We start from the raw sequence: 16508 nt of genomic DNA on the forward strand, positions 1-16508 counted from the left end.
ATGGCCCGCGCGCTTTCCCACCGCCGCATGTGGATCACCACCGCCGCTGCCTGGGCCGTCGCCCTGCTGATCTTCTTCCCGGTCCTGTGGATGATCCTGACCAGCTTCAAGACCGAGCCCTCGGCCGTCGCCATGCCGCCGCAGTTCCTGTCGGCCGACTGGACGCTGGAGAACTATGCCGAGGTCTGGGCCCGGTCGGATTACCCCCGTTTCTTCTGGAACTCGGTCGTCATCGCGGTCGGCTCGACGCTGCTTGGCCTGGTGATCGCCATTCCGGCTGCCTGGGCGATGGCCTTCGTGCCGGGCAGGAAGACCAAGGACCTTCTGATGTGGATGCTCTCCACCAAGATGATGCCCGCCGTCGCGGTGATGATCCCGCTGTACCTGATCTTCCAGCGGCTGGGGCTGATGGACACCAGGATCGGCCTCGTCCTTGTCCTGATGCTGATGAACCTGCCGATCATCGTCTGGATGCTCTACACCTACTTCAAGGAAATCCCCGGCGAGATCCTGGAAGCCGCCCGCATGGACGGGGCCAATCTCTGGAACGAGATCGCCCATGTCCTGACGCCCATGGCGCTGCCAGGGATCGCCTCGACGATGCTTCTCAACATCATCCTCGCCTGGAACGAGGCGTTCTGGACCATCGTCCTGACCACCACCAGGGCGGCGCCGCTCTCGGCCTTCATCGCCAGTTTCTCGGCGCCGCAGGGCCTGTTCTACGCGAAACTCTCGGCAGCCAGCGCGATGGCGATCCTGCCGATCCTGATCCTTGGCTGGTTCAGCCAGAAGCAACTCGTGCGCGGCCTGACCTTTGGCGCGGTGAAGTGAGGACAACATGGGCAAGATCCAACTGACCAAGGTCCGCAAGGCGTTCGGCGAGGTGGATGTCATCCCCGGCATCGACCTGACCATCGAGGATGGCGAGTTCGTCGTCTTCGTCGGGCCGTCCGGGTGCGGGAAGTCCACGCTGCTGCGCCTGATCGCGGGGCTGGAGGATACGACCTCAGGCACCATCGAGATCGACGGCAAGGACGCCACCAACCTGCCGCCGGCGAAACGCGGCCTGGCGATGGTCTTCCAGTCCTACGCGCTGTATCCGCACATGACGGTGCGGAAGAACATCGCCTTCCCGCTGAAGATGGCCGGGATGGACCAGGCCGAGCAGGACCGCCGGGTGGAACGCGCGGCCAAGGTGCTGAACCTGTCCAACTACCTCGACCGCCGTCCGGGCCAGTTGTCGGGCGGCCAGCGCCAGCGCGTCGCCATCGGCCGCGCCATCGTGCGCGAACCGGCGGCCTTCCTGTTCGACGAACCCCTGTCGAACCTCGACGCCGCCCTGCGCGTGGGCATGCGGCAGGAGATCAGCGAACTGCACCAAAGCCTCAAGACCACGATGATCTACGTCACCCACGACCAGGTCGAGGCGATGACCATGGCCGACAAGATCGTCGTCCTGAACGCCGGCCGGATCGAGCAGGTCGGCGCGCCGCTGGAGCTTTACAACTATCCCCGCAACCTGTTCGTCGCGGGTTTCATCGGCAGCCCGAAGATGAACTTCATCGAGGGCGCGGAGGCTGCGAAGCACGACGCCCATACCATCGGCGTCCGCCCCGAGCACATCGCGGTGGGCGACGGTCCCTGGGAGGGGGTGGTCGGCCTGTCCGAACATCTCGGGTCCGACAGCTTCCTCAAGGTCGCGGTCGAGGGGATCGGCACCCTGACCGTCCGCGCCCCCGGCGAGGTCAATGCCCACCACGGCGACCGTATCCGGCTGGCCCCGGCCGGAAAGATCCACCGCTTCAACACGAATGGAATGGCCCTATGAGACTTGCCGGAAAATCCGCTCTGATCACCGGCGCCGCGCGCGGCATCGGGCTGGCCTTCGCCCGGGCCTACATCGCCGAAGGGGCCGAGGTCGCCATCGCCGACATCAACCTCGACGCCGCCCGCGCGGCGGCAGAAGCTCTGGGTCCGAAGGCCCATGCCATCGCGCTGGACGTGACCCGGCAGGACTCGATCGATGCCGGTTTCGCCGATGCCATCGAGCGGATGGGCAAGCTCGACATCCTGATCAACAATGCCGCGCTGTTCTCTGCGGCTCCCATCGTCGAGATCACGCGGGACGACTATGAGCGGCTGTTTGCGGTGAACGTGGCCGGCACGCTGTTCTGCCTGCAGGCCGCCGCGCGCCACATGATCGACCGGGGGCAGGGCGGGACGATCATCAACATGGCCTCGCAGGCCGGGCGGCGCGGCGAAAGCCTGGTGGCCGTCTATTGCGCCACCAAGGCCGCGGTCATCAGCCTGACGCAATCCGCCGGGCTGAACCTGATCCGCCACGGCATCAACGTGAACGCCATCGCGCCCGGCGTGGTGGACGGCGAACACTGGGACGGGGTGGATGCCTTCTTCGCGAAATACGAAGGCAAGCCCCTTGGTCAGAAGAAGCGCGAGGTCGGCGCCGCAGTGCCCTTCGGCCGCATGGGCAAGGCCGAGGACCTGACCGGCATGGCGATCTTCCTCGCCACCGATGAGGCCAGATACATCGTCGCCCAGTGTTTCGGCGTGGACGGCGGCAACTGGATGGCGTGACCCATGGACCTTGGACTTGACGGAAAACTGGCGGTGATCTCGGGCGGGTCGGTCGGCATCGGCCTTGCGGCCGCCCGGACGCTGGCGCGCGAGGGCGCGCGCGTGCTGATCGCCGCCCGCGACGGCGCCCGCGCGGCAGACGAGGCCGCCCGCATCCGCGCCGATTTCGGCCGCGACGCGCAGGCCGTCGCCGCCGATGTCACCACCGCCGAAGGCTGCGCCGCCGTGGTCGCCGCAGCCGCCGGGATGGGCGGGGCGGAGCTTCTGTTCAACAACGCCGGCACCGGCTCGAACGAGACGATCCTGGACGCGCCGGACGAGAAGTGGCTGCACTACTGGAACCTGCATGTCATGGCCGCCGTGCGCCTTGCCCGGGGCCTCGTGCCGCAGATGCAGGCGCATGGCGGCGGCGCGATCCTGAACAACGCCTCGATCTGCGCCGTCCAGCCGCTCTGGTACGAGCCGATCTACAACACCACCAAGGCGGCTCTGATGATGCTGTCGAAGACCATGTCGACCGAGTTCATCCCGCTCGGCATCCGGGTCAACACGCTGAATCCGGGGCTGATCCTGACGCCCGACTGGATCAAGACCGCCAAGGCCCTGGCAAGGGACGGCGACTGGCAGGGCTATCTGCAATCGGTCGCCGACGAACACGCCCCGATCCGCCGCTTCGGCACGCCCGAGGAACTGGCCGATATCATTGCCTTCCTGCTGTCGCCGCGCGCCAGCTACTGCACCGGCTCTACCTACCATGTCGATGGCGGCATGCTGAAAACCGTCTGAGGCCCCGAATGTCCCCCACCGTCACGCTTCCCGCCTACGACCGCTCGCGCCTGACGCCCGGCATCGTCCATATCGGGCTGGGCAATTTCCACCGCGCCCACATGGCCGTCTATCTGGATGACCTGTTCAACCTCGGGCTTGACCACGACTGGGCGATCCTTGGCGCCGGGGTGCGCGAGGGCGATGCCCGGATGCGCGAGGCGCTGAAGGCGCAGGATTGCCTGTCCACGGTGATCGAGCTGGACCCGAAGGGCAAATCCGCCCGCCGGGTGGGGTCGATGATCGACTTCCTGCCGGTAGAGGCGGACAACGCGGCGCTGATCGCGGCCATGTCCCGGCCCGAGATCCGCATCGTCAGCCTGACGGTGACCGAGGGCGGCTATTTCATCAACCCGGCGACCGGGCAGTTCGACCCGACGCATCCCGAGATCGTCGCCGATGCCGCGGACCCGCACCGGACCGCCTTCGGCGCGATCATCGCGGCGCTGAAGGCGCGTCGGGCCGCCGGCGTGGTGCCCTTCACCGTCATGTCCTGCGACAACCTGCCCGGCAACGGCCATGTCACCCGCGCCGCCGTCACCGGTCTTGCCGCACTTCGCGACCCGGACCTGGCCGACTGGATCGCGGCCCATGTCGCCTTCCCGAACGGCATGGTGGACCGCATCACCCCGGCGACGGGCCCGCGCGAACGGGCGATGGCGGCGGCCTTCGGACTGGCCGACGATCCGGTGCCCGTGACCTGCGAGCCCTTCCGGCAATGGGTGCTGGAGGACAACTTCCCCGCCGGCCGTCCGGCCTGGGAAAAGGTCGGGGTCACGCTGACCCCGCATGTCCACAATTTCGAGCTGATGAAGATCCGCATCCTGAACGGCGGCCATGCGACCATCGCCTATCCCGGCGGGCTGATGGACATCGAATATGTCCACGAGGCCATGGCCGACCCGCTGATCCGCGGCCTGCTCGACAAGGTCGAGATCCACGAGATCATCCCCTACATCCCGCCGGTCCCCGATACCAACCTCGGCGACTATTACCGGCTGATCGTGGACCGCTTCTCGAACCCCGAGGTGGCCGATACCGAACGCCGGCTCTGCCTGGACGGGTCGAACCGGCAACCCAAGTTCATCGTGCCCTCGATCCGCGACGCGCTCGCCGCCGGCGGCTCGGTCGAGGGGCTGGCGCTGGTCTCGGCCCTGTGGTGCCGGTACTGCTTTGGCGAGACGGACAGCGGCACGCCCATTCCACCGAACGACCCCGACTGGGATGCGCTGGTCGCCCGGTCGCGGGCGGCAAGGGCGCGCCCGGCGGCCTGGCTGGAGATGACCACGGTCTATGGCGATCTCGGGCAGAACCCGCGCTTTGCCACGGCCTTCGAGCGGCACCTGAACCGGCTCTGGGCCGTGGGCACCCGGCAGACGCTGACCGAGTTCCTCGCCTAGGGCGCCGGCGCCATGACCGGCGCGGTGCCGGTCGGGGTGAAGTCGGGGACCACCCACAGCTCCACCCGCCGGTTCAGCTGCCGGCCGACCGGGGTTTCGTCGCAGGCCATCGGCAGCGCCTCGCCAAAGCCCTCGACCACCGGCATCTGCGCCGGAGACAGGTCGGGGGCCACGGCGGCCAGTTCCTGCGCCACCCGCGCCGCGCGGTCGATCGACAGCGCCAGGTTCGCCTCGGCCGCGCCCGAGCCGTCCGAGAAACCCGCCAGCACCAGCTTCTGGTCGCGGAACTGCCCTGCGGCGATAAGCTGGGCCAGATCCTCCAGACTGTCCTGCGAGGTGGCGTCCAGGGTGGATGACCCGTCCTCGAACCGGAAGGTGAAGGACAGCCGGTCCGCCCCGTCCATGATCCCGGCCAGGCGCTTCAGCTCTTCCAGCGTCACGTCCTCGCCCGCGCCCTTGATCGCGTTGATCAGCCGCAGCCCGTCCGCCGTCATCGGCTGGCGCGCGGGCGAGCGGTCGATGAAACCCGCCGCCGTCACCGCCGCATCCGAGGCCGGCGTGCGCAGGAAGGCCAGGAACTCGCGCGTCAGCAAGGGCAGCCGCCGCTTGGCCGACAACAGGAAGACCGGCAGCGACAGCGGGTAGTCCCCCGCCTTGATCGCCAGCGAGTTGGGCAGCAGCGGGAAGCCGCAGGAATCGGTCAGCGGCATGCGTCGGGCCGGCACGATGGCCGACCGCCCACTGATCGCAATCGCCCAGGGGTCCCTTGCCACCGCTTTGGCGAGGCTGGCCAGATCGGAGTGCTCCACATCCGCCGGGCGGGACTGTCCCAGCCGAGCCACCAGCGCCTGTTGCAGGTCGCTGTCCGGAGCCAGGGCATGCAGCACGACAGGCATGTCCGGCCCGCCGATCTGCGCCCAGTTGTCCACCTCTCCCGCCAGCACGCGGGCCAGGTCGATGGTCGAGATCGCCGGCATCGGATTGTCGGGCGCGACGATGGCGACCATGCCGTCCATCGCGATGGAATGGGCGGCGAACCCCGGCTCGGAGTCGAACGACAGCTTCAGGTCGGCAGAGCCGGAGCTGACTGCGGCGCTGGCGGCTTCGGGCGGCAGGGGTTGAAAGGACAGGTCGGCCAGCACCTGGCGCGTGGCCGGGTCAAGGATGCGGGCGGCAAAGCCATCGCCGGCCTGGGGTTCGTAGATCAGCCCGCGGGCCTCGGCAAAGGCCTGGAACAGGGTCGGCAGCAGGGCGGCCGCATCCGGGGCGCCGACCACGCGGATCTGCGCCCTGGGGGCGACCAGTTCGGGACAGGCCGGTCCCTCGCAGATCACGCCCTGGCCATCCACGGTCAGCAGGCCGTAACTGGTGTCGATCCGGTAGAATTCGCCGTCATAGCCCTGCAGCGTCCCGCTCAGCACGATCCCGCCCTCGCGGGCGACCAGGGTCACATCCTGCGCTGCAACGGAAACACCAAGGGTCGCCGCAACGCACAGCGCCGCCAGCCCTGCCTTCACACCCATCAACTGCCGATCCGCACCTTACTTCGGAGTGGCGAGTTTCGGAGCAGGCGAGAGATTCTTCAACAGCAGAATGTCACCGGCCGTGCCGCAGAGCGGAACCGCGACTTCGCGTTCCTGCGCCATCGTCAGGCCGTTTGCGGCGTAAACCGTGCCCAGCCGCAGGGTCCGGCCGCAAGTGGCGGGCGTGATCCGCAGCTCGGCCGAAAGCGAGACATCTCCCAGATCCCGGCCAGGGACCGAATAGACATGCGCCATGACCGGTGACTGCACATCCGGCGACCCGAAGGACATGATCCGCGCAGGCTCGTCCGCAGACGATGCGCTGGCGGCCACCAGAACATGGTTGCCCTCGGTCGCGCGCAACTCGACCTCGGCCGGCCATTCCCAGGTCACGGCCAGCCGCGCGTAGGAGGCGGCGTCGGGAACGGTGACCTTGCCCAGCAAGAGACGGGACTCGGCCAGGTAAACGGCCACCATCGCCTCGGGCTTGAGGGCAGGGACCAGCAACCGGGCAGAGCCTCCGGCGTCGGTCCGGGTGGCGAAGGCCATGCCGGAGTGGCGCAGGACGATCCGCTCGCTGCGATTGCAGGGAGCGGAGAGGGTCAACTGGATCATCGCGCCGGGGGCCGCCTGCAACTGCATCACCGGGCGGCACTGATCTCCCGCGACGGCCGGGGCCGAGGCCGCGACCGGGGTGATCCCGGTCAGATTTCCCAAAGGTGCCTCTGCAGGTGCACCGAGCGATGCCGACGGCGGCACGGCATCGACGCCGGCACCGGCGCCCGCGCTGGCCGGGCGGTCGGGCGCAAAGCGTTCGGTGGCCGTCAGCACCAGCGATTTCGCGGTGCCCTGACCTTTCTGAATTTCGGCGGTATGGGCCGCCAGCGCGGCCACCGCCACGGCGGCGGTGATCCGCAGAATCTTTTTGCCCCAAAGCATGGCAGTGCCCCGGTACGAGAATCGCACCGTTTACCGCTAGAGGTCAATCGGGGCGGAGAAATGGCATTATTTGGGTGCAGATACGGATTGCTGCCAAAACGCCATGAAAACGCCGCGTCGTCAGACGCGGCGCAAGATGTCCGATGGTCGCTGCGATCTCAGGCGATTCGCCCGTGGCAATGCTTGAACTTCTCCCCCGAGCCGCAGGGACAGGGGTCGTTCCGGCCGGGGTTTCCCCAGGTCGAGGGGTCGGCCTCGACAAAGCCCGCGCGCGCGGCGGCAGCGGGAGCAGCGGCCACGGGACCGGCGGCTGCAGGGGCGGCGGCCAGCCCCGCTGCTGCGGCTTCCACCACCTTTGGCTGTGCCGCGGCCTGCTGTTCCGCCAGCATCTGCCGCATCATCGCTTCCTGCTCTTCGCGGGTTACCGGGCGGATGCGCGACAGCTGCTGCGTGACCTGCTCGCGCAGGCTGTTCAGCAGACCCTCGAACAGCTGGAAGGCCTCGGTCTTGTATTCGTTCAGCGGGTCGCGCTGGGCATAGCCGCGGAAGCTGACCACCGAGCGCAGATGCTCCAGCCGCAGAAGATGCTCGCGCCACTTGGTGTCGATGGCCTGCAGCAGGATCTGCTTCTCGATGGTCTGCATCGTGGCAAGCCCGAAGGCCTCGGTCTTTTCTGCCATCATCCTGTCCGAGGCTTCGATGATCCGTTCCTTGATCACAGCCTGATCGACGCCCTCTTCGGCAGTCCAGTCGGCGATCGGCAGGTCGAGGTTCAGCATCTCGCGGCAGGCGGCGGCCAAGCCCTCGGTGTCCCAGGCGTCCGGGTAGGACTTGGGCGGCATGTTCAGATCGACCAGGTCCTCGATCACCTGGTGGCGCATGTCGGCGGCGACATCCCTGACGTGATCGGCCTGCATGATCTCCATCCGCTGCTCGAAGATCGCCTTGCGCTGGTCGTTCATCACGTCGTCGAACTTCAGCAGCTGCTTGCGGATGTCGAAGTTGCGGGCCTCGACCTTGGCCTGCGCCTTCTCGAGGCTCTTGTTCACCCAGGGGTGGACGATCGCCTCGCCTTCCTGCATGCCCAGCGTGGACAGGATCTTGTCCAGCCGTTCGGATCCGAAGATCCGCATCAGGTCGTCTTCCAGGCTCAGGAAGAAGGCCGAGCGCCCCGGGTCGCCCTGCCGGCCCGAGCGGCCGCGCAGCTGATTGTCGATCCGGCGGCTTTCATGGCGTTCGGTGCCCAGCACGAACAGGCCACCGGCCTGCTTGACCGCCTCTTCCTCGCCGACATGCGCCGCCTCGATCCGGGCGCGGATGGCGACGTGATCGCCGTGGGGCTCGGCGGCGATGGCTTCCAGCACCTTGAACTCGACGTTGCCGCCCAGCTTGATGTCGGTGCCGCGGCCGGCCATGTTGGTGGCGATGGTCACCGCGCCCAGCTTGCCGGCATCGGCGACGATCTTCGCTTCCTGCTCGTGCTGGCGCGCGTTCAGCACATTGTGCGGGATGCCTTCCTTCTTCAGCATCGCCGACAGCATTTCCGACTTCTCGATCGAGGTGGTGCCGACCAGGATCGGCTGGCCCTTCGCATGCGCTTCCTTGATCGCCTTCAGGATGCCGTCGTATTTCTCGCGCGCAGTGCGGAAGACCTGGTCATGCTCGTCGATCCGGGCGACGGGGCGGTTGGTCGGCACCTCGACCACGCCGAGGCCGTAGATCTCGCGGAATTCCTCGGCCTCGGTCGCCGCCGTGCCGGTCATGCCGCCAAGCTTTTCATAGAGGCGGAAGTAGTTCTGGAAGGTGACGCTGGCATAGGTCACGTTCTCGGGCTGGATCTTGACGCCTTCCTTGGCCTCGATCGCCTGGTGCAGCCCGTCCGACAGCCGCCGGCCCTTCATCATCCGGCCGGTGAATTCGTCGATCAGCATCACCTCGCCGTCGCGGACGATGTACTGCTGGTCCTTGAAGAACAGCTTGTGCGCCCGCAGTGCCTGGTTGACGTGGTGCACGATCGAGGTGCTTTCGGCGGCGTAAAGGCTCTGCCCCTCGGGCAGGATGCCGGCCTGGCGCAGCAGATCCTCGATCACGTCGTTGCCTTCTTCCGTCAGCGTCACGCTGCGGGTCTTTTCGTCCACCGCGTAATGTTCCGGTTGCAGGTGCGGGATCACCTTGTCCACGGCCTGATAGAGCGGGCTGCGGTCCTGGCTGGGGCCCGAGATGATCAGTGGAGTCCGCGCCTCGTCGATCAGGATACTGTCCACCTCGTCCACGATGGCATAGTAATGCCCCCGCTGCGCCATGTCCTCCAGCGAGGATTTCATGTTGTCGCGCAGGTAGTCGAAGCCGAGTTCATTGTTCGTGGCATAGGTGATGTCGGCCCGGTAGGCCGCCATCTTTTCCGCGTCGGGCTGGTGCGAATAGACCACGCCCGTGGTCATGCCAAGCTGGGCATAGACCTTGCCCATCCATTCCGCGTCGCGCTTGGCCAGGTAGTCGTTCACCGTGACGACGTGGACGCCCCGGCCGGTCAGAGCGTTCAGGTAGGCCGCGAAGGCCGCGACCAGCGTCTTGCCCTCGCCCGTCTTCATCTCGCTGATGTTGCCCTGATGCAGGAACATCGCCCCCTTCAACTGCACGTCGAAGGCCCGCAGCCCCAGCGCCCGGCGAGCCGCCTCGCGGCAGTTGGCAAAGGCCTCAGGAAGAATCGCATCCAGGCTTTCGCCGCCCTCCTGCACCCGCTTCTGGAACTCGCGCGTCTTGGCGATGATGCCCTCGTCCGACAGCGCCTGGTATTCGGGTTCCAGCGCATTGATCTGCGCCACCACCGGGCGGACGGACTTTACCTTGCGGTCGTTCGGCGTGCCGAACATCTTCCGCGCGAGCGTTCCCAGACCCAGCATTTCATCTCCCGAAGGGCAGCTTCTGACAGCATCGTGTGACCCTTGGGCTTGCCCGGCCCCGACAGCTTCCCTAGAAGGGCCTGTGTATGACCGGACGGCCCCGCTTCACGCGACTGTCGCGATGTAAGGGGAAGGCCCGGGATAGTCAACTTGGGCAGGCGGATCGCCCCGATCAGGAGATGGTGAAAATGACGAAACGTTCTGCTTTCTGGCCGGCTCTCGCCCTGGCCGCCACACTGTCCGGGCCGGTGTTCGCCGAAGGCGAGACGGCCGACACCGTGGTCGCCACCGTGAACGGCACGCAGATCACCCTCGGCCACATGATCGCGTTGCGCGAAAGCCTGCCGCCGGAATACCAGCAGCTGCCGGACGACGTGCTGTTCAAGGGCATCTTCGAACAGCTGATCCAGCAGGAGGTGCTGGCCCAGTCGGTGCCCGACCTGCGCCCCCGCGCCCTGGCCACCATCGACAACAACAAGCGCGGGCTTGCCTCGGGCATCGCCATCGAGGCCATCGTCAAGGATGCCGTCACCGACGCGGCGCTCCAGGCCGCCTATGACGCCCGCTTCAAGGATGCCAAGCCCCAGACCGAATACAACGCCGCGCACATCCTGGTCGCGACCGAGGATGAGGCCAAGGCGATCAAGGCCGAACTCGACGCCGGCGGCGACTTTGCCGAGATCGCCAAGTCCAAGTCCACCGATACCGGCTCGGGCGCCAACGGGGGCGACCTTGGCTGGTTCGGCCTCGGCATGATGGTCAAGCCCTTCGAGGATGCCGTCGTCGCCGCCAAGGTGGGCGAGGTTGCGGGGCCTGTCCAGACCGATTTCGGCTGGCACCTGATCCTGGTCAAGGAAACCCGGGTCGCCGAAAAGCCGACGCTGGATCAGCTGCGCGACGAACTTGCAACCGATGTCGAGAACGCCGCGATCAACGCCAGGATCGAGGAGCTGACCAAGCAGGCGACCGTCACCCGCGAGGGCGAGGGGCTGGACCCCGCGCTTCTCAAGAACTCGGCGCTGATCGACTGACAACCTGATCCGGGGGCAAGGCACATGGCAAAGACCGACTGGAAGGCCGAAGCGAAAGCGCTGAAGAAGAAGGTCCGCAAGCTGAAGGACAGCCTGGCCGCGGCTGCCGGCCCCGTGGCCGAGGCTGTGCAGGAGGCGGTGGGCGACGTCGTGGCGGCGGCGAAGAAGGCAATGAAGCCGGTCTCGCCGCTGGCGCCCGAGCATTTCCCCGCGCTGCCCGCGATCAAGGGGGCAGAATTCGCCGCGGTCGAGGCCGGAGTGCGGTATCAGAACCGCAAGGACGTGATGCTGGTGCGCCTTGCCCCCGGCACCACGATGGCCGGTGTCTTCACCCGCTCCTCCACCCGCTCGGCCTGCGTCCGGGACTGCCAGGCGAAGCTGGCGATGAAGGTGCCGGCCGATGCCGGGGCGGCGATCATCGTGAACTCGGGCAATTCCAACGCCTTCACCGGCAAGCTGGGGGACGAGGCCGTCGCCGCCGTCACCGGCGCCGTGGCCGAGGCGCTCGGGGTGCCGGCCAGCCGCGTGTTCTCGTCGTCCACCGGCGTGATCGGCGAGCCGCTGCCCTTCGAGAAGATCACCGCCAGGGTTCCCGACCTCGTCGCCGCGCTGAAGGAAGACGCTGTGGAAATGGCCGCCCAGGCGATCATGACCACCGACACCTTCCCGAAAGGCGCCGCCGCCACCGTGCAGGGCGAGGGCGGCACGATCCACATCGCCGGCATCGCCAAGGGCTCGGGCATGATCGCTCCCGACATGGCGACGATGCTGGTCTATATCTTCACCGACGCGAAGATCGGCGCGAACCAGCTGCAGAAGATCCTGTCGCGCAACGTGGACGACACGTTCAACTCGATCACGGTGGACAGCGACACCTCGACATCCGACACACTGCTGATCGCCGCCACCGGGCAGTCCGCGGCGGCCGAGGTCAAGGGGCCGGTGCTCAAGGCCTTCGAGACCGCGCTGCGCGGCGTGATGCGCGACCTTGCGCTTCAGGTCGTGCGGGATGGCGAGGGGGCGACGAAACTGGTCGAGGTGCGCGTGACCGGCGCGGCCTCGGACGAGGATGCGGCCAAGGTCGCCTTCGCCATCGCCAACTCGCCCCTCGTCAAGACCGCGGTCGCCGGGCAGGACCCGAACTGGGGCCGCATCGTCGCCGCCATCGGCAAGTCGGGCGCCGAGGCCGACCGCGACCGTCTCACCATCCGCTTCGGCGACATCCTCGTGGCGCAGAACGGCTGGCGGAACCCCGACTACCGGGAAGAGGACGGCGCCGCCTACATGCAGGGTCAGGAACTGGTCTTCGCCGTGGATCTCGGCCTCGGCAAGGGCCGGCGCACGGTCTGGACCTGCGACCTCACCGCCCGCTACGTCGAGATCAACGCCGACTACCGCTCCTGATCTTGCCCTTTTGCAAATACTCCACGGGGGGCCGGGGGGTGTGAAACCCCCCGGGGGCCTGCCAACTGGAACCCGGCCATGAAGATCGTCCTCGTCTCTGCCGTCGCCCTGATCGACCCCGACGGCCGCGTGCTCCTGGCCAAGCGGCCGCAGGGCAAGTCGCTGGCGGGCCTCTGGGAATTTCCCGGCGGCAAGGTCGAACCCGGCGAGACGCCCGAGGCTGCCCTGATCCGCGAGCTGAAGGAAGAGCTCGACATCGACACCTGGGCCTCGTGCCTCGCGCCGCTGACCTTCGCGAGCCACAGCTACGACGACTTCCACCTGCTGATGCCACTCTTCGCCTGCCGCCGCTGGCAGGGCACGGTGCGCGCGACCGAAGGCCAGGAACTGGCCTGGGTCGCCCCGAACCGCCTGCGCGACTATCCCATGCCGCCCGCCGATCTGCCGCTGATCCCGATCCTGCGCGACTGGCTCTGACTGCCGCTCGTCGAAGCCCTTCTGGCACTCCTCGCCCCGCCGGCGAGGAGAAGCCGAAGGCGCACGACGAGCGCCCGGGCAGGAAAACGCCGGACCCGAAGGCCCGGCGCCATTCTTTCCAGATCCCTAACGCCTGCAGCCAAGTCCCTGACGGGAAAGTGTTTTCGGCGTTTGTCCACCGTGGACAGGCGGATCAGTCCAGCTTGCGCTGGACCTCCTCGCGCTCGAAGATCTCGATGACATCGCCCTGGCGGATGTCCTCGTAGTTCTCGAAGGCCATCCCGCATTCCTGGCCCGAGATGACTTCCTTCACCTCGTCCTTGAAGCGTTTCAGCGTCTTCAGCGTGCCCTCGTGGATCACCACGTCGTCGCGCAGCAGGCGAACACCGGCCGACCGCCGTGCCACGCCTTCGGTGACGAGACAGCCCGCCACCTTGCCCACGCCCGAGACCTTGAAGACCTCCAGGATCTTCGCATAGCCGATGAAGTGCTCGCGCACCTCGGCCTTCAAGAGGCCCGAGGCCGCCGCCTTGATGTCGTCTACCAGGTCGTAGATGATCGAATAGTAGCGGATCTCGACCCCCTTCTGGGTGGCCGAAGCCCGCGCAGTCGCGTTTGCACGAACGTTGAAGCCGATGATCGGCGCCTTCGAGGCCTCGGCCAGCGCCACGTCGGTATCCGTGATCGCGCCCACGCCGGAATGTAGCACGCGGACCCGGACTTCCTCGTTGCCGATCTTCTCCAGCGCCTGGACGATCGCCTCGGCCGAGCCCTGGACATCGGCCTTCACCACCACCGGCAGTTCCGCCACGGCGGCATCTGCCTTGGCCTTGGCCATCAGCTGTTCCAGGGTCGTCGCGGCACCTGCCGCGGCCCGCTTGTCCTTGGCGACCTTGATCCGGTAGTCCGCGATCTCGCGCGCCTGGGCCTCGGTTTCCACCACGTTCAGGGTGTCGCCCGCCGAGGGCGTGCCGCTGAGGCCCAGCACCTCGACCGGGACCGAGGGCCCGGCTTCCGGGATGGTCTCGCCCTTGTCGTTGATGAGAGCGCGGACCTTGCCCCACTGTTCGCCCACGACGAAGATGTCGCCCTTCCGCAGCGTGCCGTTCTGGACCAGCACTGTCGCGACCGGTCCGCGACCGACGTCCAGCTTGGCCTCGATCACCGCGCCCGAGGCCGCCCGGTTCGGGTTGGCCTTCAGTTCCAGCACCTCGGCCTGCAGCGCGATGGCTTCCAGGAGGTCGTCCAGACCCTGGCCCGTCTTGGCAGAAACCTCGACATCCTGCACGTCGCCGGACATGGCCTCGACCACGACCTCGTGCTGGAGCAGGTCGGTCCGCACCTTCTGCGGGTTCGCCTCGTGCTTGTCGATCTTGTTGATCGCCACGATCATCGGCACCTTGGCGGCCTTGGCGTGGTTGATCGCCTCGACCGTCTGCGGCATCACGGCGTCATCGGCCGCGACCACCAGCACGACGATGTCGGTGACCTGCGCCCCGCGCGAGCGCATCGAGGTGAAGGCCGCGTGGCCGGGCGTGTCGAGGAAGGTGATGACCTGGCCGTTGGCCGCCTTCACCTGATAGGCGCCGATATGCTGGGTGATCCCGCCAGCCTCGCCCGAGACCACATTGGTCTTGCGGATCGCGTCCAGAAGCGAGGTCTTGCCGTGATCGACATGGCCCATGATCGTCACGATCGGCGGGCGCGGCTTCAGGTCCTCGGGCTTGTCCTTGACGGTGTCGATCACCTGTTCGACGTCGGCGTCCGAAACACGCACGGCCTTGTGGCCGAATTCCTCGATCACGAGTTCGGCGGTGTCGGCGTCGATGGCCTGGTTCATCGTGACCATCATGCCCATCTTCATCAGCGCCTTGACCACGTCGGCCGCGCGTTCGGCCATGCGGTTCGCCAGTTCGCTGACAACGATGGTTTCCGGCAGCTGCACGTCGCGCACCTGCTTCTCGGCCTTGTGGCCAAGACCCAGGGCCTTTGCCCGGGCCTTTTCCTGCTTGCGCTTGATGGCGGCCAGGCTGCGCTGACGGCCGCCTTCGTCCGAGATCGCATCCGACAGGGTCAGCTTGCCCGAACGGCGGCCCTCTTCGCCACCCCGCCTGGCCCCGCGCTCGGCGCGGTCGTCCTTTTCGCGGTCGGTCTTGCGGGGCGAGAGGCCTGGCTTCGCGGAAGCCGGGCCGCGCGCCTCGTCGCCGGCCGCAGGCGCCGCACGTTCCGCCGGTTTGGCGGCGGAGGGCGGCGGCGTGGCTGAGCGGGAGCGCGTGCCCAGCACATCGGCCTTGCGCGCTTCGGCGGCGGCGGCACGCGCGGCGGCCTCGGCCCTGGCGGCGCGTTCCTCTTCCTCGGCCTTCAGGCGCAGCGCCTCGGCGCGTTCGCGGTCCTCGCGCTCCTTCGCCTCGATTTCCTCGCGGCGGCGGGCGCGGTCCTCCTCGCGGGCACGCTCTTCCTCGGCGCGACGGGCGGCCTCTTCGGCCTCCCGTGCCTTGGCGGCGCGCAGGGCAGCGAGGCGACGCTCCATCTCGGCATCGGAAATCCCGGCCGGGCGTTTCGACGGATCCCCCAGACCCGTGGCAGCCGAAGGCGCACCGGCGCCGGTCACCCCCGGCTTTGCCGGAGTGGGCACCACCACGCGCTTGCGCTTGGTTTCGACCACGACGCTCTTGGTCCGGCCATGGCTGAAGCTTTGCTTCACCTGTCCGGGACGGGGGGCGCCCCCAAGGCCAAGAGGTTTCTTGCCGTCAGTATCGCTCATGCGTTCTTCGTATCCTTCATGGCGGTCTCGCCGCCGTCATCCCCACCCGTCCAACCACGCAGACCGGCGAGTTTTGCCGCTTCCTCTACAACACGGGACCTGAGTCCGCCAGCGGCAAGCGCGGCGTGTATCGCACGTTCGCGCCCGAATGCCAAACCGATTTCCCCAGCCGAAAGGCAGCCGATGAAGCCGTTTGCGCCATCGGGCGCGTGCAGCTTGGTCTTGCCCCGTTCCGACCCGTCGCTGGCCTGGACCAGGGTCGCCGCCGTGCCCTTGACCAGCCAGTCCTTCACCTTCTCGTAGCCCGTCACCGCCTCGCCGGCCTTGCGGGCCATCGACAGGAGCTCGACGGTCCGCTGCGCCACCAGCGTCTCGACCAGATCGGCCAGGCCATCCGGTGCCTTCACGGGCTGGCGCGCCGCGCGGGAGAAGAGGTTCTTCTTCACCGCCTTCTCGATCGCCCCCCGGTCGGCCGAGACATAGATCCCGCGGCCCGGCAGCTTGCCCAGGACATCCGGGACGATCTGCCCGTCAGGCCCGACGCAAAAGCGGATCAACCCCGCCTTCGGCTGGCTTTCCCCGGTCGCAATGCACTTGCGTTCCGGCTCGTCCCTGTCCTTTTCCCGGCCGCCGCGCGTCATGGCGCG

13 protein-coding genes are annotated in these 16508 nt (G+C 67.5%); 8 read left to right on the forward strand and 5 right to left on the reverse strand.

Annotated features, from left to right (window positions below; all coding sequences use genetic code 11):
- The 5 genes from FL625_RS05010 to FL625_RS05030 are packed head-to-tail and all read left to right on the forward strand — an operon-like array spanning position 1 to position 4820.
- Positions 1-831 carry a carbohydrate ABC transporter permease gene (locus tag FL625_RS05010; RefSeq protein ID WP_149587520.1) on the forward strand — a complete coding sequence of 277 codons (831 nt, stop codon included), beginning with the start codon at positions 1-3 and terminating at the stop codon, positions 829-831.
- A gap of 7 nt (positions 832-838) precedes the next feature.
- The gene (locus FL625_RS05015) at positions 839-1828 is read left to right on the forward strand and encodes an ABC transporter ATP-binding protein (protein ID WP_149587521.1); all 990 of its coding nucleotides are present in this window, start codon (positions 839-841) and stop codon (positions 1826-1828) included.
- A complete protein-coding gene (locus FL625_RS05020) occupies positions 1825-2595 on the forward strand; it encodes an L-iditol 2-dehydrogenase (protein WP_149587522.1) in 771 nt (256 codons plus the stop codon). The genes FL625_RS05015 and FL625_RS05020 overlap by 4 nt, the downstream gene beginning before the upstream one ends.
- 3 nt (positions 2596-2598) lie before the next feature.
- Positions 2599-3381 carry an SDR family NAD(P)-dependent oxidoreductase gene (locus FL625_RS05025; RefSeq protein ID WP_149587523.1) on the forward strand — a complete coding sequence of 261 codons (783 nt, stop codon included), beginning with the start codon at positions 2599-2601 and terminating at the stop codon, positions 3379-3381.
- An 8-nt stretch (positions 3382-3389) separates the two neighbouring features.
- Positions 3390-4820, forward strand: a complete 1431-nt coding sequence (locus tag FL625_RS05030) for a mannitol dehydrogenase family protein (protein ID WP_149587524.1) — start codon at positions 3390-3392, stop codon at positions 4818-4820.
- On the opposite strand, the gene FL625_RS05035 is transcribed toward FL625_RS05030, so the two are convergent.
- The 3 genes from FL625_RS05035 to secA all read right to left on the reverse strand — a co-directional run bounded on the left by FL625_RS05035 (position 4817) and on the right by secA (position 10185).
- Positions 4817-6343, reverse strand: coding sequence for a phosphate ABC transporter substrate-binding/OmpA family protein (locus FL625_RS05035; protein ID WP_149587525.1), 1527 nt, complete (start codon positions 6341-6343; stop codon positions 4817-4819). The genes FL625_RS05030 and FL625_RS05035 overlap by 4 nt on opposite strands.
- Before the next feature lie 18 nt (positions 6344-6361).
- Positions 6362-7282 carry a hypothetical protein gene (locus FL625_RS05040; protein ID WP_149587526.1) on the reverse strand — a complete coding sequence of 307 codons (921 nt, stop codon included), beginning with the start codon at positions 7280-7282 and terminating at the stop codon, positions 6362-6364.
- 158 nt (positions 7283-7440) lie between these two features.
- Positions 7441-10185, reverse strand: a complete 2745-nt coding sequence (secA, locus tag FL625_RS05045; protein WP_149587527.1) for a preprotein translocase subunit SecA — start codon at positions 10183-10185, stop codon at positions 7441-7443.
- Between the two features lie 188 nt (positions 10186-10373).
- Between secA and FL625_RS05050 the strand changes: the two genes are divergently transcribed.
- The 3 genes from FL625_RS05050 to FL625_RS05060 all read left to right on the forward strand — a co-directional run bounded on the left by FL625_RS05050 (position 10374) and on the right by FL625_RS05060 (position 13097).
- Positions 10374-11216, forward strand: a complete 843-nt coding sequence (locus tag FL625_RS05050; RefSeq protein WP_149587528.1) for a peptidylprolyl isomerase — start codon at positions 10374-10376, stop codon at positions 11214-11216.
- A 171-nt stretch (positions 11217-11387) separates the two neighbouring features.
- On the forward strand, positions 11388-12620 hold the full coding sequence (argJ, locus tag FL625_RS05055; protein ID WP_435532697.1) for a bifunctional glutamate N-acetyltransferase/amino-acid acetyltransferase ArgJ: 1233 nt from the start codon (positions 11388-11390) through the stop codon (positions 12618-12620).
- A gap of 78 nt (positions 12621-12698) precedes the next feature.
- The gene (locus FL625_RS05060; protein WP_149587530.1) at positions 12699-13097 is read left to right on the forward strand and encodes a (deoxy)nucleoside triphosphate pyrophosphohydrolase; all 399 of its coding nucleotides are present in this window, start codon (positions 12699-12701) and stop codon (positions 13095-13097) included.
- A 193-nt stretch (positions 13098-13290) separates the two neighbouring features.
- On the opposite strand, the gene infB is transcribed toward FL625_RS05060, so the two are convergent.
- Positions 13291-15861 carry a translation initiation factor IF-2 gene (infB, locus tag FL625_RS05065; protein WP_149587531.1) on the reverse strand — a complete coding sequence of 857 codons (2571 nt, stop codon included), beginning with the start codon at positions 15859-15861 and terminating at the stop codon, positions 13291-13293.
- Positions 15858-16502, reverse strand: a complete 645-nt coding sequence (locus FL625_RS05070) for an RNA-binding protein (protein ID WP_149587532.1) — start codon at positions 16500-16502, stop codon at positions 15858-15860. The genes infB and FL625_RS05070 overlap by 4 nt, the downstream gene beginning before the upstream one ends.
- Positions 16503-16508: the final 6 nt, after the last annotated feature.

It is taken from the genome of Tabrizicola flagellatus (genome assembly GCF_008271465.1).
Lineage (GTDB): Bacteria > Pseudomonadota > Alphaproteobacteria > Rhodobacterales > Rhodobacteraceae > Tabrizicola > Tabrizicola flagellata.

Excerpts from the sequence above, each read along its gene's own strand:
- FL625_RS05010 (WP_149587520.1), top strand. The coding sequence starts at position 1 with ATGGCCCGCGCGCTTTCCCACCGCCGCATGTGGATCACCACCGCCGCT.
- FL625_RS05015 (WP_149587521.1), top strand. The coding sequence starts at position 839 with ATGGGCAAGATCCAACTGACCAAGGTCCGCAAGGCGTTCGGCGAGGTG.
- FL625_RS05020 (WP_149587522.1), top strand. The coding sequence starts at position 1,825 with ATGAGACTTGCCGGAAAATCCGCTCTGATCACCGGCGCCGCGCGCGGC.
- FL625_RS05025 (WP_149587523.1), top strand. The coding sequence starts at position 2,599 with ATGGACCTTGGACTTGACGGAAAACTGGCGGTGATCTCGGGCGGGTCG.
- FL625_RS05030 (WP_149587524.1), top strand. The coding sequence starts at position 3,390 with ATGTCCCCCACCGTCACGCTTCCCGCCTACGACCGCTCGCGCCTGACG.
- FL625_RS05035 (WP_149587525.1), bottom strand. The coding sequence starts at position 6,343 with ATGGGTGTGAAGGCAGGGCTGGCGGCGCTGTGCGTTGCGGCGACCCTT.
- FL625_RS05040 (WP_149587526.1), bottom strand. The coding sequence starts at position 7,282 with ATGCTTTGGGGCAAAAAGATTCTGCGGATCACCGCCGCCGTGGCGGTG.
- secA (WP_149587527.1), bottom strand. The coding sequence starts at position 10,185 with ATGCTGGGTCTGGGAACGCTCGCGCGGAAGATGTTCGGCACGCCGAAC.
- FL625_RS05050 (WP_149587528.1), top strand. The coding sequence starts at position 10,374 with ATGACGAAACGTTCTGCTTTCTGGCCGGCTCTCGCCCTGGCCGCCACA.
- argJ (WP_435532697.1), top strand. The coding sequence starts at position 11,388 with ATGAAGCCGGTCTCGCCGCTGGCGCCCGAGCATTTCCCCGCGCTGCCC.
- FL625_RS05060 (WP_149587530.1), top strand. The coding sequence starts at position 12,699 with ATGAAGATCGTCCTCGTCTCTGCCGTCGCCCTGATCGACCCCGACGGC.
- infB (WP_149587531.1), bottom strand. The coding sequence starts at position 15,861 with ATGAGCGATACTGACGGCAAGAAACCTCTTGGCCTTGGGGGCGCCCCC.
- FL625_RS05070 (WP_149587532.1), bottom strand. The coding sequence starts at position 16,502 with ATGACGCGCGGCGGCCGGGAAAAGGACAGGGACGAGCCGGAACGCAAG.